Here is a 24,123-nt window from a genome sequence, read left to right on the forward strand (position 1 = left end):
TCTTAACGTCGAACAACAAGACAAAACCCCGGCGCATGCGCCGGGGTTTTTCATTGTCCTAACCGACTGAAGCGCCGCGGCTCACTGCTTCGGCGGATCGATCTGCGGCGGGCCGAAGTCGAGCGGCGGGGCATCGATCTGCGGGATGTCGATCTTGATCGAGTTCGGATCGACGGTCGATGCGGTGCCCTTGTAGTGCATGACCATCGACGGGAAGATGATCACCAGCATCACCATGATGAGCTGGATCACCACGAACGGCACCGCGCCCCAGTAGATCTGCCCCGTGGTGACCGGCTCCATCCGCTTGCCGGTGACGCGATCGAGATAGGACTCCTTCGGCGCGACCGAGCGCAGGTAGAACAGCGCGAAGCCGAACGGCGGATGCATGAACGAGGTCTGCATGTTGACGCCGAGGATGACGCCGAACCAGATCAGATCGATGCCGAGCTTTTCGGCCGCAGGTCCGAGCAGCGGGATGATGATGAAGGCCAGCTCGAAGAAGTCGAGGAAGAAGGCCAGCACGAACACGAAGGCGTTGACGAAGATCAGGAAGCCGACCTGGCCACCGGGCAGGGAGGTCAAGAGGTGCTCGACCCAGACGTGGCCGTTGACGCCGTAGAAGGTCAGCGAGAACACGCGCGCGCCGACCAGGATGAAGACCACGAAGGCCGATAGTTTTGCGGTGGACTCGACGGCCTGTCGAACCAGGTCGAAGCTGAGCCGGCGCTTGATCGCGCCGAGGATGATCGCGCCGGCCGCGCCCATCGCGCCGCCTTCGGTCGGGGTCGCCAGGCCGATGAAGATCGTGCCCAGCACGAGGAAGATCAGGAACAGCGGCGGCACCATCACGAAGGTGGTCTGCTGCGCCATGCGCGACAGGAAGCGGTATCCCGTGAGGCGCTCCAGCACCCAGTTCACGACCGCGACGGCGAAGGCGAACACGATGCCGGAGAACATGCAGAGCACGACGAAATCCGCGCCGTGATACTCGGAGCCGCGCATCACGTACCAGCCGAACACGCAGGATGCCAGGAACAGCATGCCCAGCGAAGTCAGGCCGCGGCTGCCGGAATCCTCGCGGAAGCCGATCGCTTCAGGCGGCAGGCCGGGCGCCGCTTTCGGGAAGATCATGCTGACGAGGAAGGCATAGCCGGCGTAGAGCGCCGACAGCACGAGGCCGGGGATGAAGGCGCCTTCGTACATGTCGCCGACCGACTTGCCGAGCTGGTCGGCCATCACGATCAGCACCAGCGACGGCGGGATGATCTGCGCCAGCGTGCCGGAGGCGGCGATCACGCCCGAGGCGAGGCGCCGGTCATAGCCGTAGCGCAGCATGATCGGCAGCGAGATCAGGCCCATCGAGATGACGGAGGCCGCGACGACACCGGTGGTGGCGGCGAGCAGCGCGCCGACGAAGATGACCGCATAGGCCAAGCCGCCGCGGATGGTGCCGAACAGCTGGCCGATGGTGTCGAGCAGATCCTCGGCCATGCCTGATCGTTCGAGCACCAGGCCCATGAAGGTGAAGAACGGAATCGCCAGCAGCGTATCGTTGTTCATCACGCCGTAGACGCGTTCGGGCAGTGCCTGCAGGAAGTCCGGCCGGAATTCACCGAGCTCGATGCCGATGAGGGCATAGAACAGGCCGACGGCGCCAAGCGAGAATGCTGCCGGATAGCCGAGCAGCAACATGACGACCAGCGAGCCGAACATGATCGGCGCCATATTGGCGATCAGAAACGAAGTCATTGAAGAATCCCCCAGCCCGCCGCTTATTTCTTTTCGATCGCTTCGACGAGGTGCTCGACCTCGGCTTCGATCCCGTGGGACTTCGCAGCGTGAGGATCAGGAATGAGCCCGCGCATCACGGCGATGCGCTTGATCAGCTCGGAGATGCCCTGCACCAGCAGGAAAACGAAGCCGATCATGATCAGGGATTTCGCCGGCCATTGCGGCAGGCCGCCAGCATTGCTGGACTGCTCGTTGATCTCGAAGGAGCGCAGGAAGAACGGCACGCTGGTGATGATCATGACGATGCAGAGCGGCATCAGGAACAGCAGGTGACCGACGACATCGATGGTATCACGTAGCCATTTCGGCAACATCGCGTTGATGATGTCGATGCGGATGTGCTCGTTGTCGAGCAGGGTCCAGGGCGAGCACAGCAGGAACACTGCCGCGAACAGCACCCATTGCAGCTCCAGCCAGGAGTTCGACGAGGTATCGAGCGTCTTGCGGATGATGGCGTTGATGGTCGAGATGATGACGGCCAGCAGGATCAGCCACGCCAGCCGCTTGCCGGTCCAGGCGGTAAACCCATCGATCCCACGGCTCAATTTCAGCAACGCTTGCAACGCCGATCCTCCCCCAATGTCCTACGACCGCCAGTGTCGCGCGGTCGCCCATGGCCTGTTCTTGGCTGCGCGGAATGCGGCGCAGCGGCCTATCCGGCCCGGCAGGCTCTCAAAAACCGGGGCACCATTTCAGCGCCCCGTGTTGCCGTCAATCGGAAAAATGGGCGAAAATGAGCGTTGCCGCAACATGTTGCAGTCTTGGCGACACCCCGTCCGGGCTGTCGCATGCCGCAGTTGCGGCCATGCCGTCGCGCGCAGACGGCGCTGCATCAGTGGGCGACGGGAGCCTTCAGGGAGGCGACGAGCGGACGTCGCGCGAAGCTTATGCCCCTGGAGGCTCATGCTCATGTCACGGCGACCCAATCACAGCACAACCACCCCGGAGTGCTTGGCCTTGTTTTCCGGCTCGACGTGGATGGTGATCCAGCTGTGCTCGTCGTCCTCGCGCAGGGCGGCTTCGATGCGGTCGCAGATCTCGTGCGCCGCGTTGACCGACATCTCGCCGGGAACGACCAGGTGAAACTCGATGAAGGTGAGCTTGCCGGCATGGCGGGTGCGGACGTCATGCGCCTCGAGCGCGCCCTCGGCATGCTCGCCGATGATCTGGCGGATGCGCGCGAGCGTGGCGTCGGAGACGGCTTCGTCCATCAGCCCGCCGGTCGATTCCTTCAGCACCTGCCATCCGGACCACAGGATGTTGACGGCGACGAGCAAGGCCAGGGCAGGGTCGAGAATCGGCAGCTTCAGCACCACCGCGAGGCCGAGCCCGATCACGACGCCGCCCGAGGAGATGACGTCGGTCAGGAGATGCCGGCCGTCCGCGACCAGCGCTGGCGAGCGCAGCCGCTTGCCCCGCGTGATCAGCAGCCAGCACCAGGCGGCATTGACGACGCTGGCGAAGCCGTTCACGGCGAGGCCCTCGACCGGGGCCGAGAACGGATGCGGGTCGCGGAAATTGCCGTAGGCCTCGTGAATGATCAGCAGCGCCGCGACGACGATCATGACGCCTTCGATCACTGCGCTGAAGTACTCGACCTTGTGGTGACCGAAAGGGTGGTTCGCGTCAGGCGGCTTGGCGGCAATGCGCACCGCGAGCAGCGCGACCACGGCGGTGACGACGTTGACGATGCTCTCGACGGCGTCGGAGTAGAGCGCAACCGAGCCGGTCAGCCAATAGGCGAGAAATTTCAGCCCGAGCACGACCGTCCCGACCACGAGGCTGCCGATGGCGAGCTTGATTGAATGCGAAAGCATGATGTCCTGATCCGGCCGAGAGTTGCGACGTACTCAAGGCGGCCATGGAACGCAACCTCTGTTGCTGCGACCGGCTTGCAGGAAGGGAGCTCCACGCATGATCCGGGGCAGACCGCGCTAGGCGACGCGTAGCACGGTCCCTACGTGCCCCTCGGAAGCAGAAAGGCCGCGCCCATGGCGATGGGCACGACCTTTCACATCCTCGCGGAATTTCAGGAACGCCGCTGCCGACTACTTCTCCTTGATGATCGTGGTGGTGCTGCTGCTGCTGCCGACGGTGCCTTCGTCTTCGCAGACCTTGGTCTGCTTGATGCGATCCTCGGCCTCCACGCGGCTGGTGAACGCCATCGGCCCGATCTGCGTCACGACCTCGCGGTCGGCGGGGCGGGTGGTGGTGATGGTGCAGCGGTGGCTCGGGCCCTGCACGACGTAATATTCATCAGCGAGTGCCGGGGCCAGGGATCCGATGATCAGTGCGCCAGCGAGAAGAAGGGGTGCTTTCATTGTCGCCTCTCTGTTCGAGTGCTGCCGGATGGAGCGGGAACGGGATGAACAGCGGTGCTGCTCATTCCAATTCGTCTCCGTGGTCCAGCAACTCGCCCGGGCGGCTGCGGTTCCGGCCCTGGCCGCACGGTAGCCGAGAGCAGGACGATAGCCCTCGTAGATGCGCTGGCGTGTCAGGGATCGGCGACAATGGCTGTTGCGGATACATACCGCATGAGCGAACCGATCGTCTGCCAGTGGGGCGCCCGGACCGTAGATATCCGAGCGCCACGTTCACCAGAACAGATGACGACATGGGCTCCCTCGAGCAGGACTCAACAGCGCCGCTCGGGAATAGGACTCTGGAAGGTCAAGCCGTGTGGGCTGGCCTTCTTAGTCCCAGCTGAATCCCTTGTTCTTCATGTAGATGTTCTTGACGCCTTTACACCAGTCGATCTTGAAGTCTTCGGCGCCGTAGTCATCCCAACTCACGCGGAAAGGCACCACGCAATTGCCCTGGTTGCTATTCCAGTCCATGCCGATCGATGCCCCCGGGGGCACCTTGGTGGTGTCGAGCCAGTTCTGGCTCCATTGCCCGTCCTGAAAGGTATAAAAGCCGTTGATGGTATAACCGTCCGCCTTGTTGTGCAGACGAAATGCATAGTCGCTGGCAATCGAGGGGGATACGCTTGTGAGCAAGGCGGCGATCGCAAGCGCAAAGTACTTCTTGGGCATTGATGCTCCATTGTTGCGGCCCATTCCGCAAGCGAAGTTGTTAGAAACTGTCCCGGTCTGCGTCAATCCGATCCGGTGCGCCTGCGCGCGGCGCTGCATCCATTTTTGGGTGCATTTTGCGGGTCGTGAGCACCGCTGAGGATCGCGAGCCGGAGAGGCGGCCGTCGTCGACCTCGCTGTCCAGCCTGCGTCAAGTCGGGCGTGCGGCCGGCCCCGCTTTGCCCGAGACAACGAATGTCTCGATCAAATGCGGTGCCAGCGGAGCCGCTGGGACGAAGCGGGGCTGCTGCGGCTGGCCTTCCCGGTATTGCGAGTTATCCCGCCACTCGTGACGCTCAGGCACGCGATCGAGACCGATGGCGTGGACCTTGACGTCGTCGCCTTCGATGCGCAGCCGGAGGAAGTTGTTGTAGTGGCCGATGCGCAGCGCGCTGAAGGCGTCGTTGCGGTTCATGCGCAGCCACCGGCAGGTGATGAGCATGTTGAGTCCGAAATAGCTGCTGCCGAGCACGAAGCCGACCGGGCCCATTTCAAGTGCGAGCAGGCCGAGCCACGTCCAGACGCTGTACCAGGGATGGCCGGCCGGGAAGGGATCTCCGTTGATCCCGCTGAAGAAGATCGCGGCCGCCAGCGCGGTGACGATGTGGGCGCCTGCGTGGAGCACGCTCGTGCCGATGACGACCAGCGCCTTCTTGAACTGGATCGGCACGTTTTCCCGGTCGATCTCGTCGAACTCCGTCTTGATGTGACGGCGCTTCCATTTGTTGAAGATGTCGGCGAGCGAGACATGCTCCTGCCGCGTGGTGTAGCCGATGATGCCCGCGCCGAACGCCAGCGCCACGAGGACATAGATGTCGATCTCGTTGCGCAGCCCGACCAGGACGCCGACGACGAAATACACCAGGGCCATGAAAATCGAGAAATCCCAGTTCGTCAGCGCGAACCATAAATTGCGCCAGAGCAGCTCACGGCTGGCGTGCATCGACGGGTAGACTGCCGGGTCCTTGCTGTTCTCCTTGTCGGCGAGGGTCAGCGGCACCTTCGTGCCGGTCCAGCGCACGCTGACGTTCTTCTCGAGCTGGTGGGTCGGATGCAGGAAGGCGCCGCCGCCACCCGAGGTCACGAACTGCGTGCCGTCTTCTGCGATGTAGCGGCTGTAGTGATGGGTGTCGCCGGACAGCAGCAGCGGGATCGTCAGCGCCTTGTCCGCCTTCTTGGCGATGCCGAGCACGTAGTCGACGATCTCCCATGATCTCAGATTGGTGTCGGTGTAGAGCCAGCCCGGCTCCGCCGTGCAGAGGATGATCTTCGATCCCGGCTTGAGCTGGTCCGACTGGGCGATCAGCTTGAAGTAGTCCGCCTGCGGCTGGTCCATGTTCTCCGCGAGCTGGATGTCCATTCCCCAAAGCCACCAGCTCTCCGTGAGCTGAATCGCGAAATAGCTGCGCTTCTGCTGCGTCCGCCAGGAGCCGAAGTGCGTCGGGGTCGGCCGGGTGAAATAGGCCAGGAACTGCACCAGCCCGTCATACCAATCATGGTTGCCGGGGATCGCGAACAAGGGAACGCCCTCGTCGTCGGTCTTGTCGTGGTCGGGCGAGGCCCATTGATACGGCTTGCGCAACTGATTGCGGTAGGTCTGGGCATTGGCGAGCGGATAGACCTCGTCGCCGCCCATGATCAGCATCTCGCCGCGCGGCAGAGTTTCGCCGCCAAGCTCCAGTGTCTGGCGGCCGAGCAGGCACGCGACTGCATAGGTGCTGTCGAAGCCGTCGCCGAGATCGGCGACGAAGTCGATCCAGACCGGGCCCTTCGTCGTCGGGCTGAGGCTCCGCGCGAACGCGGTCGCGCGCCTCATGTGTTCGTCGGGCGTCACCGTGTCGAGCGCGGCGACCATCAGGCGGCGGTCGGCGTATTGGCCGAACATTGCTGACGTGACGACGTTGTTGAGCAGCTTGATGAGCAGCAGCGGATTGAACCAGCGCGTCATCCGCGGATAGGACTTGGTGTCCTTCAAAAGATCGACCGTCATGCCAATGAGCCTCGTGGAGAAGGCGAGTCGAAAACAGCTGAAATGAAACGTCGCGAGCTTAACAGGCGACGGTGAGAACTCAACTGCGGCGTGTGGAGGCGCGATTACGCCGGCCGCGTTGCAATCCAGATCACGTGACGGGCGCCGCCGCCACCGCGGCCGGTGGCGCGGATCTTGATCTCCTCGGCGGTGAAGCCGGCCTTGCGCAAGCGCGGGGCGAAGCGGTCGTCGGGATGTGACGACCACACTGCGAGCAAGCCGCCGGGACGCAGGGCCGTGAAGGCCGTGCGGAGCCCTGCGGGATCATACAGCGCGTCGTTGGATTCTCGCGTCAGGCCCTGCGGGCCATTGTCGACGTCGAGTAGGATCGCATCATAGCTGCCGCGCGCGGCCGCGATCAGCTTCACCACATCGCCCTCGCGGATGTCGACGCGCGGATCGGCGAGGCTGTCGCCGGAGAGTTCGGCCATCGGTCCGCGCGCCCAGGCGATCACCGCCGGCACCAGCTCGGCGACGGTGACGCGCGCCTGCGGGCCCAGCACCTTCAGCGCGGCGCGCAGAGTGAAGCCCATGCCGAGGCCGCCGATCAGCAGGTGTGGAGCAGGGCGGTCCTTGAGGCGCGCGCAGCTCAACGTCGCCAGCGCTTCTTCCGAGCCGTAGAGCCGGCTGCTCATCAGCTCGTTCGAGCCGAGCTTGATGGTGAAGTCCCGGCCGCGCTGCATCAGCCGCAGCGGCTCGCCGCCGCCGGGCACGTCAGCGGTGTCGATCAGCTTCCAGGGGAGCATCGATCAGCCGCCGGTCACGCTCATGTGCCGGCTGACGCTCGGGCGGTTGTGGCGGCGGTCGATGATGAAGTCGTGGCCCTTCGGCTTGAGGCCGATGGCGCGGTCGATCGCGTCGCTCAATTGCTCGTCGCTGGCCGAGGCGCGCAGCGGCTTGCGCAGGTCGGAGGCGTCCTCGTGGCCGAGGCAGGTGTGCAGGGTGCCGGTGCATGTGACGCGGACACGGTTGCAGCTCTCGCAGAAATTATGCGTCATCGGCGTGATGAAGCCGATCGTGCCGCCGGTCTCGGCGACGCGGACATAGCGGGCAGGGCCGCCGGTGGTCTCATCGAGATCGGTCATCGTGTATTTCTGGGCGAGGCGGCTGCGCAGCAGCGACAGCGGCAGATACTGGTCGATGCGGCCTTCGCCGATCTCGCCCATCGGCATCACCTCGATGAGCGTGAGCGCCATGCCCTTGCCGTGCGCCCAGTCGATCAGTGAGGGGATCTCGTCCTCGTTCATGTTCTTCAGCGCAACCGCGTTGATCTTCACCGCGATGCCGGCCGTCTGCGCGGCCTCGATGCCGGCGAGCACGCGGTCGAGATCGCCCCAGCGGGTGATGGTGCGGAACTTGTCGGCATCGAGCGTGTCGAGCGAGACGTTGATGCGGCGGACGCCGCAATCGGCGAGCTCAGATGCGTATTTGGCGAGCTGGGTCGCATTGGTGGTCATCGTCAGCTCGTTGAGCGCGCCGCTCTTGAGATGCCGCGACAGCGACCGCACCAGACCCATGACATTGCGCCGGACCAGCGGCTCGCCGCCGGTCAGCCGGAGCTTCTTCACGCCCTTGTGGATGAAGGCCGAGCACAGCCGGTCGAGCTCCTCCAGCGTCAGCAGGTCGGCCTTCGGCAGGAAGGTCATGTCCTCGGACATGCAGTAGAAGCAGCGCAGGTCGCAGCGGTCGGTCACCGAGACGCGCAGATAGCTGATGCGACGGCCGAACGGGTCGGTCATCGGGCGCGTCAGGGCGGTGTCGTCAGACGTCTCAACGGTCATGGAAGGCCTTGCACAAGGATCGGCGGCAAGTGGCGGCGATGCCACGCGGCGACCGCGTGGAGCACGCGGCCGGATCTCAGTTACAAGGCAATCTAATCATGATCCGCGCGGCTCACAATCGCGGAGGCCACGCCGTCGTTGCTGCGCTGCACGCAGGGCAGGGAGATTATTGGCGGGCCGCGCCGGGAATGGGGGCGGGGAACGCAGACCCGGTCGTCGCGGGTGCGGCGGCGGCCGGCGCTGCCGCGGATTTCTGCGGCTTCGGCTTCTTCGGCCGCATGTGCTTGACGGCCTTCGGCGGCGCGCCCGGCGCCGGCTGCAGCTCGGCCACGACCGGGTTTGGATCCATCACCACCGGCGGCGACGAGTTGAAATCGCCGGAGTTGCGGATCACCTGCACCGGGACGGTCGCCGGCAGGTACTTGTCCATCGTGAAGGTGACGCTGAAGCCCGCATCGGGCGCCGGCACCTGGACCGTGCAGGGAGTGCGGCAGGTCTGCCCGAGCGAGGTCTTGGCTTCGGCTCCCGGCGGCACGGATTCGAGCTGCACGGGAACCTCCGGCGCCGCCATCTTGAAGCTGTCCATGGAGAAGGACGAGCAACCGGCCAAGCCGGCTCCCGCAACCGCAATTGCGATGACACGCCGCATCATGATGTCCGCCCCACAACCCTGCGGCCATCGGCCGCAATCCCAAGGCGACCATAGGAGCGTCAGAACAGCGGCGCAACTGCGGTCAACCCTATTCTCAACAGAACGTTGAGATTCCGGGGCGTGTGTCTTTTTGTTGCTGGGACAGGTGGTTAGAGCGGGATGCGGCTGTGGAATCCGAAGCTGTGCGGCGCGGCTCTCGATCGGCGGAGGCCGATCGCGACCTCGCCGTCCCGGCTGCGCTCCGCTCAGCCGATCTTGAGCGATGGTCCGAGAGCCGCGACCGCAGCCGGCAACTCGCGCATGTGATCGATCAGGTGGTCCGGGTTGAGCTCCGCGATCGGCACGTCCGTATAGCCGAAGGTGCAGCCGATCACCGGGACGCCGGCCCGGCGCGCAGCGCCGACATCGGTTCCGGCATCGCCGACCATGATCGCGGCGCCGATCTCGCCGCCGGCTTGCGCGATGGTCTGGCGCAAGATCGTAGGATCCGGCTTGGCGACGCCGAAGGTGTCTGCGCCGCAGATCGCGGCGAAGCGGGAGGTGAGGCCAAGCTGGTCGAGTAACCGCTTGGACAGCCACTCCAGCTTGTTGGTGCAGACCGCGAACTGGCAACCGCGGCCGGCGAGCTCGTCGAGCGCCGCTTCCAGCCCCTCGAACGGACGCGATTCGATCGCGATGTTCTCGGCGTAGAATGCGATGAAATCGGCCGTGAGGCGGTTCATGTCCTCTGTGCTGGCGAAGCGGCCCTCGGCTTCGAGGCCGCGCTCGAGCAGCTTGCGTGCGCCATGCCCGATCATCTTGCGGGCGGAGGCCAGCGGAAGCGGCCGCAGCCCTTCGCGCTGCAGGATATGATTCAACGCGTTGATGAGGTCCGGCGCCGTGTCGACCAGGGTGCCGTCGAGATCGAAGACGATGGTGCTCGCGATGCGCATCGGTATCCGCTACCGGTCGTCCCGCGCCCTTGCAAGGGCTCGAACCAGCTTTTTGTCCGATTTCGTGACCGCCGAGAGCTAGGCCCCGCGGCAAAACATCGCTAGATATGCGCCGGTTTTCGGCCCCCGCCTGGGGGGCCCATCCGAGGGGCGGGTGTTTTGGTCGATATGGACGCATTGAAACGGCAGGCGGCGGCGCGTGCGCTGGAGGAGGTCGAGAGCGGCATGCGGCTCGGCCTCGGCACCGGCTCGACCGCCAAGCATTTCGTCGACCTGCTCGGCGAGAAGGTCCGTGCCGGCCTCAAAGTGGTGGGCGTGCCGACCTCGGAGGCCACGCGGGCGCAGGCCGAGGCCTGTGGCGTGCCGCTGACCACGCTCGACGAGATCGACCGGCTCGACATCACCATCGACGGCGCCGACGAGATCAATCCGGCGCTCGACCTGATCAAGGGCGGCGGCGGCGCGCTGTTGCGCGAGAAGATCGTCGCCAGCGCCTCCGGTCGCATGATCGTGATCGCTGACGAGAGCAAATGGGTGCCCCGGCTCGGCCGTTTCCCGCTGCCGATCGAGGTGATCCCGTTCGGCCTCGCCGCAACGCAGCGCGAGATCAGCGAGGCCTTCGCCAAGGCCGGCGTGTCCGGGCCAATGAGCTTGCGCAAGTCCGCAGATGGCCACGTTTTCGTCACCGATGGCGGCCACTGGATTGTCGACGTTCGCCTGGGGGAGATCGAGGATCCCCCGCGTCTGGCGGGCCTTTTGAGCGCAATTCCGGGCGTGGTGGAGCACGGGCTGTTCATCGGCCTCGGCAGCACGGCGATCCTGGCAGGCGCACAGGGAATTCGCGTTATCCAGCGGCCTTGAGCGCAGCACGACCTGCGCTTTGGGCGGCAATCTCACAGGAGACTTGGAATGAAGAGCGTGTTCAGAATCCTGCCGGCTGCCGGCGTCGTGCTGGCCCTGGCCTCGGCCAGCCCGGCTGCCGCGCAGGCGCAGGCCCAGGCACCGGCGTTGAAGCCGGCCTCGGCCGCCTGCATGGCCGGCGCGCGCGAGATTCTGGCGATGAAGAATGCGGCTGCGATGTATGCCAATGCCGTTCCGGGCATCGTGCAGCAGACCAAGCAGGCGTTGCTGCAGTCCAATCTCAACTACCAGAAGGACCTCGACGAGGTCGCGGTGATGGTCGCGCAGACCTATGCCGGCAAGGAGAAGGAGATCGGCGAGAAGATGGCGCAGATCTACTGCAACGAGTTCACCGATGCCGAGATCGCCAACCTCGTCACCTTCTACAAGTCGCCGATCGGCCAGAAGCTGCTTGCGGCCGAGCCCAAGGCGATCCAGATGAGCATGCAGTCGATGAACCAGTGGGCTGCGGAGTTCTCCGATACGGTGACCGCGCAGTTCCGCGCCGAGATGCGCAAGCGCAACAAGCCGATCTGAGGCTGGTTGCAAGGGACAGGTCGGGGGAGAGATGGCTGAATTCGACGTCGACCTGTTCGTGATCGGTGGTGGCTCGGGGGGCGTGCGCGCCGCCCGCATCGCGGCCGGCTATGGTGCCCGCGTGATGATCGCCGAGGAATACCGCATGGGCGGCACCTGCGTGATCCGCGGCTGCGTGCCCAAGAAGCTGTTCGTGATCGGCTCGCATGTCCGCCAGGAGATCGCCGACGCCGCCGGCTTCGGCTGGACCATCCCATCAGCGACGTTCGACTGGAAGACGCTGATCGCCAACAAGGACAAGGAGATCGCGCGGCTCGAGGCGGCCTACACCGCCAATGTCGAGAAGTCCGGCGCCAAGGTCGTCAAGACCCGAGCGACGATCGAGGATGCGCACACGGTGCGTCTCGGCACCGGCGAGACGGTCACCGCGAAATACATCCTGATCGCGACCGGCGGCGCGCCCAATCACGGCACGCCGATCCCCGGCATCGAGCACGTCATCTCCTCCAACGAGGCGTTTCATTTGGAGGAGCTGCCGCGGCGGATCGTGATCCAGGGCGGCGGCTACATCGCGCTCGAATTCGCCTGCATCTTCGCCAATTTCGGCTCCGACGTCACCGTCGTCTATCGCGGCGACAACATCCTGCGCGGCTTCGACGAGGATGTCCGCAAGCATGTCCGCTCGGAGATGGAGAAGGAAGGCATCACCATCCTGACCGGCTGCACGGTCAAGAGCGTCGATCAGCACGGCAAGGACTACACCACGCATCTGTCGAACGGCTCCAGCATCGCCTCCGACAAGGTGATGTTTGCGATCGGCCGCCATCCGGCGGTGGCCAATCTCGGCCTCGAGAAGGCCGGCGTTGCGATCAATCCCCGCAATGGCGGCATCGCGGTCGACGCGTTCTCGCAGAGCTCGGTGCCGAGCATCTATGCGATCGGCGACGTCACCCATCGCTTCAACCTGACGCCGGTGGCGATCCGCGAGGGTCATGCCTTCGCCGATACGGTGTTCGGCGGCAAGACCGTTCGCGTCGATCACGCGGACATTCCAACGGCTGTTTTCAGCCAGCCTGAGGTCGGCACCGTCGGTCTGACCGAGACCCAGGCGCGCGAGCTCTACGATCGCGTCGATATCTACAAGACGAGCTTTCGCCCGATCAAGGCGACGATGTCCGGCCGCGATACGCGCGTGCTGATGAAGCTCGTCGTCGACGGCGCAACTGACCGCGTGCTCGGCTGCCACATCGTCGGCGACATGGCCGCCGAGATCACGCAAGCCGTCGCCATCGCCATCAAGATGAAGGCGACCAAGGCCGATTTCGACGCCACCGTCGCCCTGCATCCCTCCGCTGCCGAGGAACTCGTCACGATGCGCACGGTGACCGAGCGGCATGTCCGACAGGCGGCCGAGTAGGACACTCGGACTATCATCTGATTAGGAACAGAGGTCCGCCGCGATCAGAGGTTCGTCTCTGTTGCTCTCGTGTGCGGGTCTTGCTCGATCGACTCGGTGGCGGGCGGCTCCGCCTCGCTCAGAAGCAGGCGCGCGACAAGCAAGAAGCTATCCAAGGCACCGTTCGCGCAGGGCGCTTCGATCCCCGAACTTTCAAGCGGTCGCGATGAGTTCTTTGCGGGTTTAGCAGCCCGGCCGTGCCGACTGCATGCATATGAGGACGCGGAACCGCTTTCCCTCTGGCGGCAGCGCCAGTTCCGTGGCGTGCAACGGCGCGGCTAAACGCAACTACTGAGAAAAAGTTCCAAAAATTTCGCAGCCGTGCGGCAGTTCCTTCGGCTTGTTCCCGTGGGCACCCGGCGATAGAGGTTGATTTCGGGGTCAATCGTGCGCGCGGGTCAGAGTTTTTCAAACTGGATTGTTCGACGCAGACCGTGGTCGCCAACCACGTTTCTGCTGACGATTCTTGCCGTCGCTGTGTCCGCCGCCTCCCGCGTCGGCTTGGACATCGCGGGGTCGACCCTGGCCTATGCTCCATTCTTTCCGGCCGTGTTGTTCGCAACCTTGCTCGGCGGGCTGCCGGCGGCCGTTTTTGCCGCCTGGCTGTCGGCCGCCGTCGTGCTGATCGGCTTCACCGATCGACCGGGTCATGAGGAGGTTGTCAACCTCGTCGCGTTCCTCGCGGCGTCCGCGCTCGTGATCTGGCTTGCCAATCTCTGCCGCGCGGCGCTGGTCGAGCTCAAGCGCAACGAGCATGCGCGCGAGCTGTTGCTGGGCGAGCTCAGACACCGCGTCAACAATCAGCTCGCGGTGTTTCAATCGATCGTGCGATCGAGCCTGTCGGGCGAGGATCACCAGAAAGGCGAGGCGATCGCGCTCAGGCTCGACGCCGTCGCACGCGCCAACACGCTCGCCTGGTCCAACCAGCGCGTGATGACATTGCGCATGCTGCTCGAGGCCGAGCTACAGCCCTATCGCGCATCCGGCGCGGTCACGGTGGAAGGGACGGACATCCCGCTGGGTCCGGAGGCCGTGCGGAATCTCGCGCTGGTGTTTCATGAGCTCGCGACCAACGCGGTCAAATATGGCGCGTTGCGCGGTGATGGTGGACGGCTCGAGGTGCAGCTCGCGCAGGACGGCGGCCGCAGCCTCGTGACCTGGCGCGAGCTGTCGGGCCACGCCGTCGCCCAGCCGGTCGGGGAGGGGTTCGGCACCCGCATGATCAGGGCGAGTCTGGCCGCGATCGGTGGCAGCATCGAGCAGGAGTATCGCGACAGCGGCTTGCTCTGCCGGATCAGGTTCGAGACGGACGTGTAAGGCGTAATCCGCGGACGAGCCGATCAGCTCTGCCTGATGTCGCGGATCTTGAATGTGAGCAGCGCGATCACGAGACTAAGCCCGAGCAGATTGGCGACGATCACGACGATGTCGCGCCGTATCAGCCCATAGGCGACCCAGAGCGCGAGGCCCCCGCCGAGCGCAACCAGCGTCTTGACGGAGAGATCGCCGGTCGCGCCTTTCGGATAGGCCTTTCGAACCTGCGGAATGTAGGACAGCGATGTCAGCGCCGCGGCAATCAGGCCGATGCCATAGCCAAGCTGTTCCATGCGCGACGCGGTCGTCCTCTCGGCATCCACTCAGCGGTTTGAACGTGTATTGAGCTGCGCCGTTCCTCAGGATGCTGTCGGTTCCATAGGCGAGACAACGGCGCGTCGCAGGCAGCATGAAACGTGTGGTTCGCCGCGACGTATGTCATCAATGGACCGACGCGACATGATGCTGATGGCTGCCCTGCTGATGATTTCGATCGTCATCACTTTGGTAGGAACGGAGTACGTCCTCGATCATGTCGTGATGCCCCTGATCGACGACGTCGGACTGCCGAGTCCAGACTTGCCTGCCCGCTAGGGGCGCTGCCGCGTCCCCGCCTTTGTCCGCCATGCGGAACGAGGCGCGGCTTGATCATCGCTGCGAAACCCTCCACGATCGGTTGGCATTGCGCGAAGCAAGGGCGCGGGCTTGGGGGCAGGAGACATTCCGATGCGATGCTATGAGCTGCAGGGGCCGGGCGGGATCGATGCGCTGGCGCTGGTCGACAAGCCGGTGCCGCAGCCGGCGCGCGGCGAGGTGCTGGTGCGGATCAATGCGGCGAGCATCAACTATCGCGATCTTCTCACCGTCAGAGGTGGATACGGCTCCAAGCAGAAGTTTCCGCTGGTGCCGTTGTCGGACGGAGCCGGCGTCGTCGCGGCGGTCGGCGACGGTGTGGCTTCGTTCGCGCCGGGCGACCGCGTCATCGGCAGCTTCTTCGAGGGCTGGACCGGCGGCGAGCCGAGCGAAGCCAAGATGCGCGCGGCGCTCGGCGGCGCCGTGGACGGTACGCTGACGGAGTATCGGGTCTTCCCCGCGCAGGCGCTGGTCAGGACGCCAACCTATCTCAGCGACATCGAAGCGGCGGCCCTGCCATGTGCCGGCGTCACCGCCTGGAGCGCTGTCGTCAAGCTCGGCGGCATTCGGCCGGGGCAGACGGTGCTGACGCAGGGCACCGGCGGCGTCTCGATCTTCGCGCTGCAGATCGCGAAGATGGCCGGCGCCCGCGTGATCGCGACGTCGTCGAGCGAAGCGAAGATCGCGCGGCTGAAGGAACTCGGCGCCGACGTGACGCTGAACTACAAGACGACGCCTGACTGGGGTAAGCAGGCGCGCGAGATCACCAGGCACGGCGTCGATCTCGTGGTCGAGGTCGGCGGCGTTGGTACGCTGAACGAGTCGATCCGCGCGACGAGGATCGGCGGCACCATCGCCTTCATCGGCGTGCTCGCCGGCGCGCCGGCGTCCGAGCTGCGGTTGCCCTTGATGGTGATGCAGCAACAGCGTCTGCAGGGCGTCACCGTCGGCTCGGTGGACGATCTCCAGGCTCTGACGAACGCGCTCGCGTTGCATCAGGTGAAGCCGGTGGTCGATCGCGTCTTCCCCTTCACCGAGGCGCGCGAGGCGTTCCACTACATGTCGAGCGGCGCGCATTTCGGCAAGGTGGCGATCGCGCTGGGCTGAGGCTAGCGGCGCGGCTGGACGCGATGCTGCTTCGGCAACTTGAGTTGCCAGCGACCGTTGATGCGTTCGACCGCCGCGGGGAACGGCTTCATGTCCCCGCCGACCTTGAAGGTTGCGACGAGCTTGACGCGGTCGTCGCCGTCCCAGCCGTCGAACTCGTAGAAGGTGTAGTCGTCGTCAGGCGTGAGATAGGACCAGCCGCCCTGCTTGAGGTCGAACGGTGCGGCGACGATGTCCATGCCGTTGCCGCAGCCGGACGGGCCGTCGCTGGAGCAGACGGAAAACAGCCAGCGATGGCTCGGTGAATAATGCGGCGGCGAGTGGATCTTGGTCTCGATGCCGCGATTGAGCCGCAGCAGCATCCATTGCACCCCCTCCCAATAGCCGATTTCGATCAGCAGGAGCTCGTGTTCCGGGAAATAGCCGACGAGCTTGTACTCGACCGAATCGTCCTCATGGCCTGGCAGATCGTCCGGCAGCCGCGTCACGTAACTTCGGGTGAAGCCGTCCTTGAACGTGATCTCCAGCGCCTTTCCGTTGCGCTTGACGACGTCCTTGAGCTGATCGAGGCATGCCTGCTCGTCGCGATCGAGATCGGCCTTGCCGGTATCGCCCTCGCAGCGGCCATCCTGCGACGGGTGCTCGGACATCGCATAGGGGATGTTTGCCGAGGCGGTGAGGCTCCCGGCTGTGAGCAGGAGCCCGAGCGGAAGCGCGAACCGGACCGGCTTCATAGGAGCAATCCAACCTGGCATCCGGCAGACGCCGTTGATGGTGGGGACGCGGCCGCCTTTCGGCTGCCGCGTGCCACCCGACATTTTCATCAGCCGATCAGTTCGCCGGCATGCTCTTTTCGACGAGCTTCACCCAATAGGAGGCGCCGGCGCTGAGGATGTTGTCGTTGAAGCGGTAGGCTGGGTGATGGCACTCGTTGCCGGGACCCATGCCGATGAACACGAACGCGCCGGGGCGCGCTTCCAGCATGAACGCGAAGTCCTCGCCGCCCATCAGCGGGATCGCGCGGTCGTTGACGCGCTCGCTGCCTGCGACGTCGCGGGCGACGTCGGCGGCGAACGCCGCCTGGGCCGGATGGTTCATCGTGACCGGATATTTGCGCTCATAGATCGCCTCCGCCGTGCCGCCATAGGCGCGTGCGGTGGCCTCGGCGACCTCCACGATGCGCTTCTCGACGAGGTCGCGGATCTCCGGATCGAGCGTGCGGACCGTGCCGAGCATCTCGACGGTCTCGGGGATCACGTTGAAGGTGGTGCCGCCATGGATCGAGCAGATCGAGATCACCGCCGACTTCAGCGGATCGACGTTGCGCGCGACGATCGACTGCAGCGCGTTGACGATCTGCGAGGCGATCAGGATGCTGTCGATGGCCCGGTGCGGGCCGGCGCCGCCATGGCCACCCTTGCCGGTGACCTTGATGTGGATCGCATCCGCCGAGGCCAGCATCGCGCCGGGCGAGATCTCGAAATGGCCCTCCGGCACGCCCGGCATGTTGTGCATGCCGTAGACCTCCTGGATGCCCCAGCGCGTCATCAGGCCGTCGTCGACCATCGCCTTGCCGCCAGCGCCGCCTTCTTCCGCGGGCTGGAAGATCACGATCGCGGTGCCATCGAAATTGCGCGTCTCCGCGAGATGCTTCGCTGCGCCGAGCAGCATGGCGGTGTGGCCGTCATGGCCGCAGGCATGCATCAGGCCGGGCGTCTTCGACGCGTAGGGGACGCCCGAGGTTTCCTCGATCGGCAGCGCGTCCATGTCTGCGCGCAGGCCGATGGTCTTGCCGGAGGCTGATTTGCGGCCACGGATCACGCCGACCACGCCGGTGCGGCCGATCCCGGTGACGACCTCGTCGCAGCCGAAGGCGCGCAGCTTGTCGGCGACGATGCCGGCGGTGCGATGCACTTCGTAAAGCAGCTCGGGATTTTCATGGAAGTCGTGGCGCCAGGCCGCCATTTCGTCGGACAAGGCGGCGATGCTGTTGATGATGGGCATGAGGAGGGGATGACTCGCTGAGGTGGATCGGGGACGCTGCAGTGGATGCGGCAGATCGGCCGCCAGCACCGCGCGATGACGGACTATGACCCGGTCAAAAAAGCGAGGCAAGTTGCGGCCCGCGATGGCGCCATGCACGATGCGCGGTCATTCGTCGTGGAGTCTGCGGAACGTTCCGGATTTCGGAACGGGAGAGTCAGACGAGCGGGGCGGGCGCCGGCACGCGGGGGTATTTGTGCTCGGGCGGCACCACCAGACGGAAGGCCCGCAGCTTCGGCTCACTCCATGCGGCCAGCGGCGTCCCGCAGATGCCGCAATCGACCCGACCGGGGGCGCCCACGGCGGAGGTCGATTCCGCGATCTCATAGGCGGCGTGACAATGGGGGCACGTCAGGCTGGATATCTTCATGGCTTCACTCTGACACACATCGCGAAGGCGCGTTTTGAACCAGATCAATGCGACACATCGACGACCGCATCGAACAACGCGTCACACCTCCTCGGGTTGCCAGGGTGTCGGCGTTTTCGTGAATCCACGCCACGCGTCGCGCAGCGGATCTTCGACGCCGGCCATCGCATGCGCATGCCAGCCGGTGATCGCGGCGGCGGCGATCGCCGCGTCCGTCGAGGTCGTGCCGAGCGTGTCGATAACGCCGGCCGTGACGGCCATGTCGTTGTAGTGACCGAGCTGCTCCTGCAGGTCGGCGAGCGACCTCGCATATCTCTTCGTCGGCTTGCTCGGGCCATAGAGCGGCAGCAGGAAATCGATGCTGTAGCGCAGCTTCTTCAGCGCGAGCCGCAGCCTGTGGCGGCGCTCGGCCGGTAACTTCTTGAAACGACGGCCGCGCTTGAGCACTTTCTGATGCCGCTCCGACAGGACGTGGCCGGCGAAATCGACCGCCGGGCCGGCGAGGCGTCCGAGCTCATCCGGCGAGACGTCGTTGCGCCAGCCGCGGGTCGCGATCCACGCGCCCAGTCCGAGTACGAACGAGGTGCAGCGGCGGTCGGCGAGCGCAATGCGCAGCTTGCGATAGGCGAGGTCGCGTTGCCGCTCCGCGAGATCCCGCAACGTATTAAAGCCGGCGACGCCACTGCAAGCGTCGGCGATCTCAGGCAGCGTCTTAGTGAGAAAGACGTCGAGGTCGCGCGCGGCCGAGAGGTTCTGCGCCAGCCAGCGCGCATCCGCCTCGAGGCCATCGAGCACAGCCGAGGTGCCGAGCGGGCGCATGATGTGGAGCGCGGCGCGCAGGCGGCGCAGCGCGACGCGTAATTGATGCACGCCTTCGGGATCGCGGCCGTCCTCGGCGGCGGGCAGGGCCTGCAACAAATGATGCAGGCTGCCGCGCAGGACGATGGCGAAGGCTTCGTCCAGCGACACCGCCGGATCGAAGCCGGGGCGACGCGGCTTATCTGCACCCGGAGCACGGCCGGCGGCGAGATCGAAGCCGCGTGCCGACTTGCTGCGGATCGATGGCCTGACATCGCCGTGCTCGGTCAGCCGGAGCGCGATTTCGTAGATCGCCGCGGGATTGCCGCTCTTCAGTTCCAGCTCGATCTCGCTCACGATCTCGCTGTGTTCGCCGGCCTTGATGACGCCGCTGTCGAAGGCGATCTCGATGACGGCGCCGGGGACATCGAGCAGTCGCGCGTGACGATGCACGTCGGAGGTGAACACCGGCTGCAGCGGTGCATTCGTGAGGGTGTCACGCAGTTCTTCGGGCAACAGCGCTGCGGCGAGAGACACGTCCGGCTCGAGCGAGGCGATGCTGGCCTCCCATTCGCCGCGCTTGAGCGGGTCGTCGCTGTGTTGCGCCTTCACGGTCTGGACGAAGCGCGCGCCGGTCTGGCGGACCCGCAAGGTGAAGCCGTTCTTCCACAGCGCGTGCTTGGGTGTATCGTAGTAGACGGATTTGAGATGCTTGCGCGTGCCCTTGTTGCGCGCATGCGCGGCGACGATCGCCGCGGTATTGAAGCTGGCGAGCTGCGTGGGATCGACGAGCAGCTTGAGCTCGATCTCATGGCCGGTGCCGGCCTCCGGATCGGGAAGGGACGGCGCGGCGGCCTCGCTGTCTGCAGCTCCATCAGCAGGCTTCGGGACGGTCTGCTCACCGGGCTGCGACGCCGCGTCGACGGCATGGCTCTGGTGGCTGCTCGCGGATTCGCCGGCGTCCGGCGCACCGAGTGCACGGTCACTGCCGTGCATCGACGCGGTTGCGTTGGAATCGGGCATTTGTCGATTCTGTAACCGTTTGATGACCGTCATTCTGATATAGCCGCAGCACGCCACGCGGAACAGTGGCAATTCTTGCAGGTCTCCGCCCCGTCAGGCGCGCAAGCATCTCTTTACTCGCATGTTTTATTGCGAGTTCCATGACAAGCGCTGAGCGCCGCGACCGACGGCGCTCACCAAACCATGTCCGCTCCCCGGAACCTCAGATCCATCCGGTCAACATCAGCCGCGTTGCGATGAGGATCGCCGCGGCTGCGGTCGCGAGGCTCGCCGCCGCGACCGGGCCGCGGCTACGGCGGGCGATCGCGCGTGAGCGCTCGCGCGGGTCCAGTGCGAAATCGACAGACGCGCGCCGGCCGCGCCCGTGGCGGATCGTCTGAATCCAGAAGGCGAGAGCAGTGAGGCCGGCTGCGAGCGCAAACACGGTCGACACACCGGCTGCGAAGTCGAGATCGACGCCGACGCTCGCCAGCATCGTCCGCAACTCGACGGCCAGACGCGCCAGCAGCGTGGCGGCATAGTCCGCCGCGGCCGCGCCGGTGTAGAGCAGCACGGCAGTCCAGACCACGGCGGCCGCAGCAATCAGCATCGACAGCAGCACCGCCAGTCCGTCGCCGGCCATGAAGCCGATCGAAGCGGCGATCAGCGCCAGCGCCGGCATGACATTGCCCATCGGAATCGGAAGAATGATCGTGACCGCCATCAGCAGCAGCGGCAGGGCCAGGACCATCCGCGCGGTGCGGCCGGTCAGCCAGACCAGCCGGTCCTCGCGCAGGCCGCGCTCGGCATAGCCGGCCCAGTCGAGGCCGGCGCGGATGATCTTGCGCAGCAGCCGCTGCGGCACCGGACGCTGTCGCAGCGTTTGCGGCAGCCACAGCCGCTCGGCGCCGAACAGGATCTGCAGCGCGACCAACGCGACGAAGGTGCCGAATACCATGCCGAACGGCCCCGGCAGCGGAATCAGCGCCGGGATCGTCAGCAGCAGCAGTGTCAGGCCGAGTCCTTCGGACTCCAGCCGGTCGAACAGCTCGCCAACCGACGGCTCCTCCGACCGCACGGTGCGCGCGATCGCAAGCAGCCGCCGGCTGATCGGGCCGTTGTGACGGCGCGGCAGGGACGCGACCTCATCGTCGGATGCGGCATCGTTCATGGACACGCCGTGACCTCTTGTTGCTCACTTCACCTGCTCGACCGCGGGACGGGTCTTCCACAGCGAGTAGGCGATACCCGCGCCGAGCAGGCCGAAGGTGATGCCGAGCGACAGCGCCGGCGGGAATTTCTCCAGCCCGAGCAGGTCGGCCAGGAAGATCTTCGAGCCGATGAAGATCAGCACCGCGGCCAGCGCCAGCTTGAGGTACTGGAAGCGGTCGACCATGGCGGCCAGCGCGAAGTACAGCGCACGCAGGCCGAGGATCGCGAAGATGTTCGAGGTGTAGACCACGAACGGATCGGTCGAGATCGCGAAGATCGCGGGCACCGAGTCGACGGCGAAGATGACATCGGCGAACTCGATCAGGATCAGCGCCAGGAACAGCGGCGTCATGAACCAGGTCATCTTGCCACTGGCGTTGGGCTGACGCACGAAGAAGCGCTCGTCGTGCAGGCGGTCGGTGACGTCGAAGCGGCGGCGCATCCAGTTCAGCGCCGGGTTGGCGCCGACGTCGTGCGGCTTGTCCTTGAACACCAGCATCTTGATGCCGGTCGCGACCAGGAACAGCGCGAACACGTAGAGCACCCAGCTGGCCTGCGCGACGATCGCAGCGCCCAAGCCGATCATGATGGCGCGCAGCACGATGACGCCGACGATGCCCCAGAACAGCACGCGGTGCTGATAGGCGCGCGGGATCGCGAAATAGCTGAAGATCATGGCGATGACGAAGACGTTGTCCATCGCCAGGGCCTTCTCGATCGTGAATGCGGTGAGATAGGCGGTGCCGGCCTCGGAGCCGAGCTGCCACCACACCCAGGCGCCGAACACCAGCGCGAGCATGATGTAGACGGCGCTCATGACGAGGCTCTCGCGCACCGAGATCTCCCGCGTCTTGCGATGAACGATGCCGAGATCGAAAACGAGAAGGGCGAGCACGATTGCGAGGAAGGCGAGCCACATCCAGACAGGCTTGCCGGCAAACGCGATGAACAGGAAATCCACTTGGGTCCTCTTATCAGGCCGGTGAAATTGATGTCGTCAGGTCCGACATCGTGAGCACCGGCAGCTTCACCAGAGGGGCCCGGACCAGGGGTATGCCCGATGACGTATGTGCCTTCGGGCCGGTTTTCAAGAGCCGGTCGTCTGCATCGGCGTTCAGCAACATGAACGACGCAGCAGTGCAGGCGGAGGTGCGACAGAGTGTCTGCCGGCTTGCAGGCGCAGGCCTGCGAACTAATTCCAGAGGGCCGGAGATCCGGGCCCCTCTGATAGTCGCCAGACTATGATGTCGGACTCTCTATTGTAACAAATACCGCTGGCGGTATTGCGCGCGCCGCGCGTTGCTTGGAGTTTGACGAGATGCGGCCACACGCGTCGCTTGTGACTATCAACCTTTGCGGCCCTTGCCCCACACACCACGAGTCCGACCGGCGCAAAATCGCTCGCTCGGCCATGAACCCTGCGCTCAACGAGTGCGATCGTGATGGAACCGGAATGGCGGCTGATCATTCTGTATGGAACCTGCGCGGCGACGCGCCTTGGCATTTTGTGGACGGGAGACGATCGTGACCACGGGGGCTGACCAGATGTCGATCGCGAAGGCGCCGCCGTCGCGACCGAATGTCGCAACGCGCCGGCTCCTGGTGATCATCAACCGCGGCAGCCGCTCCGGCGGCGAGGCCGCCGGCGTCGCCGTGTCGCGGCTGGGCGCGGCCGGCTATGATCTCGTGATCTCGGCGCCGCACAGCCCGCGCGAGGTATCACCATGGATCGAAGCCCATGCTGACGATGCGGAGGCCGTCATCGTCGCCGGGGGAGACGGCAGCCTGAACGCGGCCGCGCCCGCGCTGGTCAAGACAGGGCTGCCGCTCGGCATCATTCCGGCGGGCACCGCCAACGATCTCGCCCGCACGCTCGGCCTGCCGCCGGACATGGAGGCTGCGGCCGACGTGATTGCAGCCGGCCATCGCCGGCAGATCGATCTGGGCGAGGTCAACGGACATCCATTCTTCAACGTCGCCAGCCTCGGCCTGAGCGCCGAACTGGCGCGGCAGCTCACCAAGGAGACCAAGCGCAGGTTCGGGCGACTGGGCTACGCGATCACCGCGCTGAAGGTGCTCACCAATGCGCGGCCGTTCCGCGCTGTCATCGTGTCGTCCGACGGCGCGGTGCGCGTGAAGACCCTGCAGATCGCCGTCGGCAATGGCCGCTATTACGGCGGCGGCATGGCCGTCGACCACCGCGCGGAGATCGACGATTCCCATCTCGATCTCTATTCGCTCGAGGTCGGCCGCGTCTGGAAGCTGCTGGCGATGGCCTATGACTTTCGCCGGGGCCGGCACGGGCTATGGCAGGAGGTGCGCGCGTCGCGCGACACCTCGTTCGAGATCCGCACCCGCAAGCCGCGCCCGATCAATGCGGATGGTGAGCTCGTCACCTTCACCCCGGCCCGGTTTTCCGTGCTGCCGCGCGCGGTCACCGTGTTCGTGCCGGAGGCGGCGGGGCAGGCGAGGGCCTGACGCCCGTCGCT

24 protein-coding genes are annotated in these 24,123 nt (G+C 65.4%); 7 read left to right on the forward strand and 17 right to left on the reverse strand.

The annotated features are described in order from the left end of the window. Nucleotides 1-81: 81 nt before the first annotated feature. The 10 genes from BRAD285_RS11060 to BRAD285_RS11105 all read right to left on the reverse strand — a co-directional run bounded on the left by BRAD285_RS11060 (nt 82) and on the right by BRAD285_RS11105 (nt 10,262). Complete coding sequence (locus tag BRAD285_RS11060) at nt 82-1,752, reverse strand: TRAP transporter large permease subunit (RefSeq protein ID WP_006609970.1); 1,671 nt, start codon at nt 1,750-1,752, stop codon at nt 82-84. Between the two features lie 23 nt (nt 1,753-1,775). After that, a complete protein-coding gene (locus BRAD285_RS11065) occupies nt 1,776-2,357 on the reverse strand; it encodes a TRAP transporter small permease subunit (RefSeq protein WP_006609971.1) in 582 nt (193 codons plus the stop codon). Nucleotides 2,358-2,720: 363 nt separating this feature from the next. Then, nucleotides 2,721-3,611, reverse strand: a complete 891-nt coding sequence (locus tag BRAD285_RS11070) for a cation diffusion facilitator family transporter (protein WP_006609972.1) — start codon at nt 3,609-3,611, stop codon at nt 2,721-2,723. A 231-nt stretch (nt 3,612-3,842) separates the two neighbouring features. Continuing rightward, nucleotides 3,843-4,115, reverse strand: coding sequence for a hypothetical protein (locus tag BRAD285_RS11075; protein WP_006609973.1), 273 nt, complete (start codon nt 4,113-4,115; stop codon nt 3,843-3,845). A 372-nt stretch (nt 4,116-4,487) separates the two neighbouring features. Continuing rightward, entirely contained in the window at nt 4,488-4,829 is a 342-nt protein-coding gene (locus BRAD285_RS11080; protein WP_006609974.1) for a hypothetical protein, read from the reverse strand. Nucleotides 4,830-5,019: 190 nt separating this feature from the next. Beyond that, nucleotides 5,020-6,858 carry a metallophosphoesterase gene (locus BRAD285_RS11085; protein ID WP_006609975.1) on the reverse strand — a complete coding sequence of 613 codons (1,839 nt, stop codon included), beginning with the start codon at nt 6,856-6,858 and terminating at the stop codon, nt 5,020-5,022. Nucleotides 6,859-6,962: 104 nt separating this feature from the next. Then, nucleotides 6,963-7,643, reverse strand: coding sequence for a spermidine synthase (locus BRAD285_RS11090; RefSeq protein WP_006609976.1), 681 nt, complete (start codon nt 7,641-7,643; stop codon nt 6,963-6,965). A 3-nt stretch (nt 7,644-7,646) separates the two neighbouring features. Then, nucleotides 7,647-8,678, reverse strand: a complete 1,032-nt coding sequence (gene moaA / locus BRAD285_RS11095; RefSeq protein WP_006609977.1) for a GTP 3',8-cyclase MoaA — start codon at nt 8,676-8,678, stop codon at nt 7,647-7,649. 166 nt (nt 8,679-8,844) lie between these two features. Beyond that, nucleotides 8,845-9,327, reverse strand: a complete 483-nt coding sequence (locus BRAD285_RS11100) for a hypothetical protein (RefSeq protein WP_244422067.1) — start codon at nt 9,325-9,327, stop codon at nt 8,845-8,847. Between the two features lie 248 nt (nt 9,328-9,575). After that, a complete protein-coding gene (locus tag BRAD285_RS11105) occupies nt 9,576-10,262 on the reverse strand; it encodes an HAD-IA family hydrolase (protein ID WP_006609979.1) in 687 nt (228 codons plus the stop codon). A gap of 168 nt (nt 10,263-10,430) precedes the next feature. Here BRAD285_RS11105 and rpiA point away from each other — a divergent pair, with 168 nt between their 5' ends. The 4 genes from rpiA to BRAD285_RS11125 all read left to right on the forward strand — a co-directional run bounded on the left by rpiA (nt 10,431) and on the right by BRAD285_RS11125 (nt 14,472). Further along, a complete protein-coding gene (rpiA, locus tag BRAD285_RS11110) occupies nt 10,431-11,123 on the forward strand; it encodes a ribose-5-phosphate isomerase RpiA (RefSeq protein WP_006609980.1) in 693 nt (230 codons plus the stop codon). Nucleotides 11,124-11,171: 48 nt separating this feature from the next. Continuing rightward, nucleotides 11,172-11,699 (forward strand): DUF2059 domain-containing protein, encoded by a 528-nt coding sequence (locus tag BRAD285_RS11115; RefSeq protein WP_006609981.1) that lies wholly within the window; start codon nt 11,172-11,174, stop codon nt 11,697-11,699. Nucleotides 11,700-11,730: 31 nt separating this feature from the next. Then, nucleotides 11,731-13,116 (forward strand): glutathione-disulfide reductase, encoded by a 1,386-nt coding sequence (gor, locus tag BRAD285_RS11120; RefSeq protein WP_006609982.1) that lies wholly within the window; start codon nt 11,731-11,733, stop codon nt 13,114-13,116. 408 nt (nt 13,117-13,524) lie between these two features. After that, nucleotides 13,525-14,472: an HWE histidine kinase domain-containing protein gene (locus BRAD285_RS11125; RefSeq protein ID WP_006609983.1), complete on the forward strand. Its 948-nt coding sequence runs from the start codon at nt 13,525-13,527 to the stop codon at nt 14,470-14,472. 23 nt (nt 14,473-14,495) lie between these two features. On the opposite strand, the gene BRAD285_RS11130 is transcribed toward BRAD285_RS11125, so the two are convergent. Then, nucleotides 14,496-14,762, reverse strand: coding sequence for a SemiSWEET family sugar transporter (locus tag BRAD285_RS11130; RefSeq protein ID WP_006609984.1), 267 nt, complete (start codon nt 14,760-14,762; stop codon nt 14,496-14,498). Between BRAD285_RS11130 and BRAD285_RS35355 the strand changes: the two genes are divergently transcribed. Then, nucleotides 14,761-15,063, forward strand: a complete 303-nt coding sequence (locus BRAD285_RS35355; protein WP_139020556.1) for a hypothetical protein — start codon at nt 14,761-14,763, stop codon at nt 15,061-15,063. The two genes, BRAD285_RS11130 and BRAD285_RS35355, sit on opposite strands and share 2 nt — an antisense overlap. Before the next feature lie 132 nt (nt 15,064-15,195). Further along, nucleotides 15,196-16,209, forward strand: a complete 1,014-nt coding sequence (locus BRAD285_RS11135; RefSeq protein ID WP_006609985.1) for an NAD(P)-dependent alcohol dehydrogenase — start codon at nt 15,196-15,198, stop codon at nt 16,207-16,209. 2 nt (nt 16,210-16,211) lie between these two features. Here the strand turns inward: BRAD285_RS11135 and BRAD285_RS11140 are convergent, their stop codons facing one another. The 6 genes from BRAD285_RS11140 to BRAD285_RS11165 form a co-directional block, all read right to left on the reverse strand. Next, on the reverse strand, nt 16,212-16,943 hold the full coding sequence (locus tag BRAD285_RS11140) for a hypothetical protein (protein ID WP_035644799.1): 732 nt from the start codon (nt 16,941-16,943) through the stop codon (nt 16,212-16,214). Between the two features lie 97 nt (nt 16,944-17,040). Then, nucleotides 17,041-18,213 (reverse strand): M20 aminoacylase family protein, encoded by a 1,173-nt coding sequence (locus BRAD285_RS11145; protein ID WP_006609987.1) that lies wholly within the window; start codon nt 18,211-18,213, stop codon nt 17,041-17,043. 196 nt (nt 18,214-18,409) lie between these two features. Next, nucleotides 18,410-18,622, reverse strand: coding sequence for an MJ0042-type zinc finger domain-containing protein (locus tag BRAD285_RS11150; protein ID WP_006609988.1), 213 nt, complete (start codon nt 18,620-18,622; stop codon nt 18,410-18,412). Nucleotides 18,623-18,703: 81 nt separating this feature from the next. After that, nucleotides 18,704-20,443, reverse strand: a complete 1,740-nt coding sequence (locus BRAD285_RS11155; protein ID WP_006609989.1) for a CYTH and CHAD domain-containing protein — start codon at nt 20,441-20,443, stop codon at nt 18,704-18,706. 202 nt (nt 20,444-20,645) lie between these two features. Beyond that, complete coding sequence (locus BRAD285_RS11160) at nt 20,646-21,599, reverse strand: exopolysaccharide biosynthesis protein (protein WP_006609990.1); 954 nt, start codon at nt 21,597-21,599, stop codon at nt 20,646-20,648. Nucleotides 21,600-21,617: 18 nt separating this feature from the next. Next, complete coding sequence (locus BRAD285_RS11165; protein ID WP_006609991.1) at nt 21,618-22,595, reverse strand: TerC family protein; 978 nt, start codon at nt 22,593-22,595, stop codon at nt 21,618-21,620. A gap of 563 nt (nt 22,596-23,158) precedes the next feature. Here BRAD285_RS11165 and BRAD285_RS11170 point away from each other — a divergent pair. Then, the gene (locus BRAD285_RS11170) at nt 23,159-24,112 is read left to right on the forward strand and encodes a lipid kinase (protein ID WP_006609992.1); all 954 of its coding nucleotides are present in this window, start codon (nt 23,159-23,161) and stop codon (nt 24,110-24,112) included. The last annotated feature ends 11 nt before the right edge of the window (nt 24,113-24,123 follow it).

Source organism: Bradyrhizobium sp. ORS 285 (genome assembly GCF_900176205.1).
Classification (GTDB): domain Bacteria; phylum Pseudomonadota; class Alphaproteobacteria; order Rhizobiales; family Xanthobacteraceae; genus Bradyrhizobium.

Bases quoted from the DNA above. Each gene is read 5' to 3' on its own strand.
- BRAD285_RS11060 (WP_006609970.1), bottom strand. From the start codon at position 1,752: ATGACTTCGTTTCTGATCGCCAATATGGCGCCGATCATGTTCGGCTCG.
- BRAD285_RS11070 (WP_006609972.1), bottom strand. From the start codon at position 3,611: ATGCTTTCGCATTCAATCAAGCTCGCCATCGGCAGCCTCGTGGTCGGG.
- BRAD285_RS11075 (WP_006609973.1), bottom strand. From the start codon at position 4,115: ATGAAAGCACCCCTTCTTCTCGCTGGCGCACTGATCATCGGATCCCTG.
- BRAD285_RS11080 (WP_006609974.1), bottom strand. From the start codon at position 4,829: ATGCCCAAGAAGTACTTTGCGCTTGCGATCGCCGCCTTGCTCACAAGC.
- BRAD285_RS11085 (WP_006609975.1), bottom strand. From the start codon at position 6,858: ATGACGGTCGATCTTTTGAAGGACACCAAGTCCTATCCGCGGATGACG.
- BRAD285_RS11090 (WP_006609976.1), bottom strand. From the start codon at position 7,643: ATGCTCCCCTGGAAGCTGATCGACACCGCTGACGTGCCCGGCGGCGGC.
- moaA (WP_006609977.1), bottom strand. From the start codon at position 8,678: ATGACCGTTGAGACGTCTGACGACACCGCCCTGACGCGCCCGATGACC.
- BRAD285_RS11100 (WP_244422067.1), bottom strand. From the start codon at position 9,327: ATGCGGCGTGTCATCGCAATTGCGGTTGCGGGAGCCGGCTTGGCCGGT.
- BRAD285_RS11105 (WP_006609979.1), bottom strand. From the start codon at position 10,262: ATGCGCATCGCGAGCACCATCGTCTTCGATCTCGACGGCACCCTGGTC.
- rpiA (WP_006609980.1), top strand. From the start codon at position 10,431: ATGGACGCATTGAAACGGCAGGCGGCGGCGCGTGCGCTGGAGGAGGTC.
- BRAD285_RS11115 (WP_006609981.1), top strand. From the start codon at position 11,172: ATGAAGAGCGTGTTCAGAATCCTGCCGGCTGCCGGCGTCGTGCTGGCC.
- gor (WP_006609982.1), top strand. From the start codon at position 11,731: ATGGCTGAATTCGACGTCGACCTGTTCGTGATCGGTGGTGGCTCGGGG.
- BRAD285_RS35355 (WP_139020556.1), top strand. From the start codon at position 14,761: ATGCGCGACGCGGTCGTCCTCTCGGCATCCACTCAGCGGTTTGAACGT.
- BRAD285_RS11130 (WP_006609984.1), bottom strand. From the start codon at position 14,762: ATGGAACAGCTTGGCTATGGCATCGGCCTGATTGCCGCGGCGCTGACA.
- BRAD285_RS11135 (WP_006609985.1), top strand. From the start codon at position 15,196: ATGCGATGCTATGAGCTGCAGGGGCCGGGCGGGATCGATGCGCTGGCG.
- BRAD285_RS11140 (WP_035644799.1), bottom strand. From the start codon at position 16,943: ATGAAGCCGGTCCGGTTCGCGCTTCCGCTCGGGCTCCTGCTCACAGCC.
- BRAD285_RS11145 (WP_006609987.1), bottom strand. From the start codon at position 18,213: ATGCCCATCATCAACAGCATCGCCGCCTTGTCCGACGAAATGGCGGCC.
- BRAD285_RS11150 (WP_006609988.1), bottom strand. From the start codon at position 18,622: ATGAAGATATCCAGCCTGACGTGCCCCCATTGTCACGCCGCCTATGAG.
- BRAD285_RS11155 (WP_006609989.1), bottom strand. From the start codon at position 20,443: ATGCCCGATTCCAACGCAACCGCGTCGATGCACGGCAGTGACCGTGCA.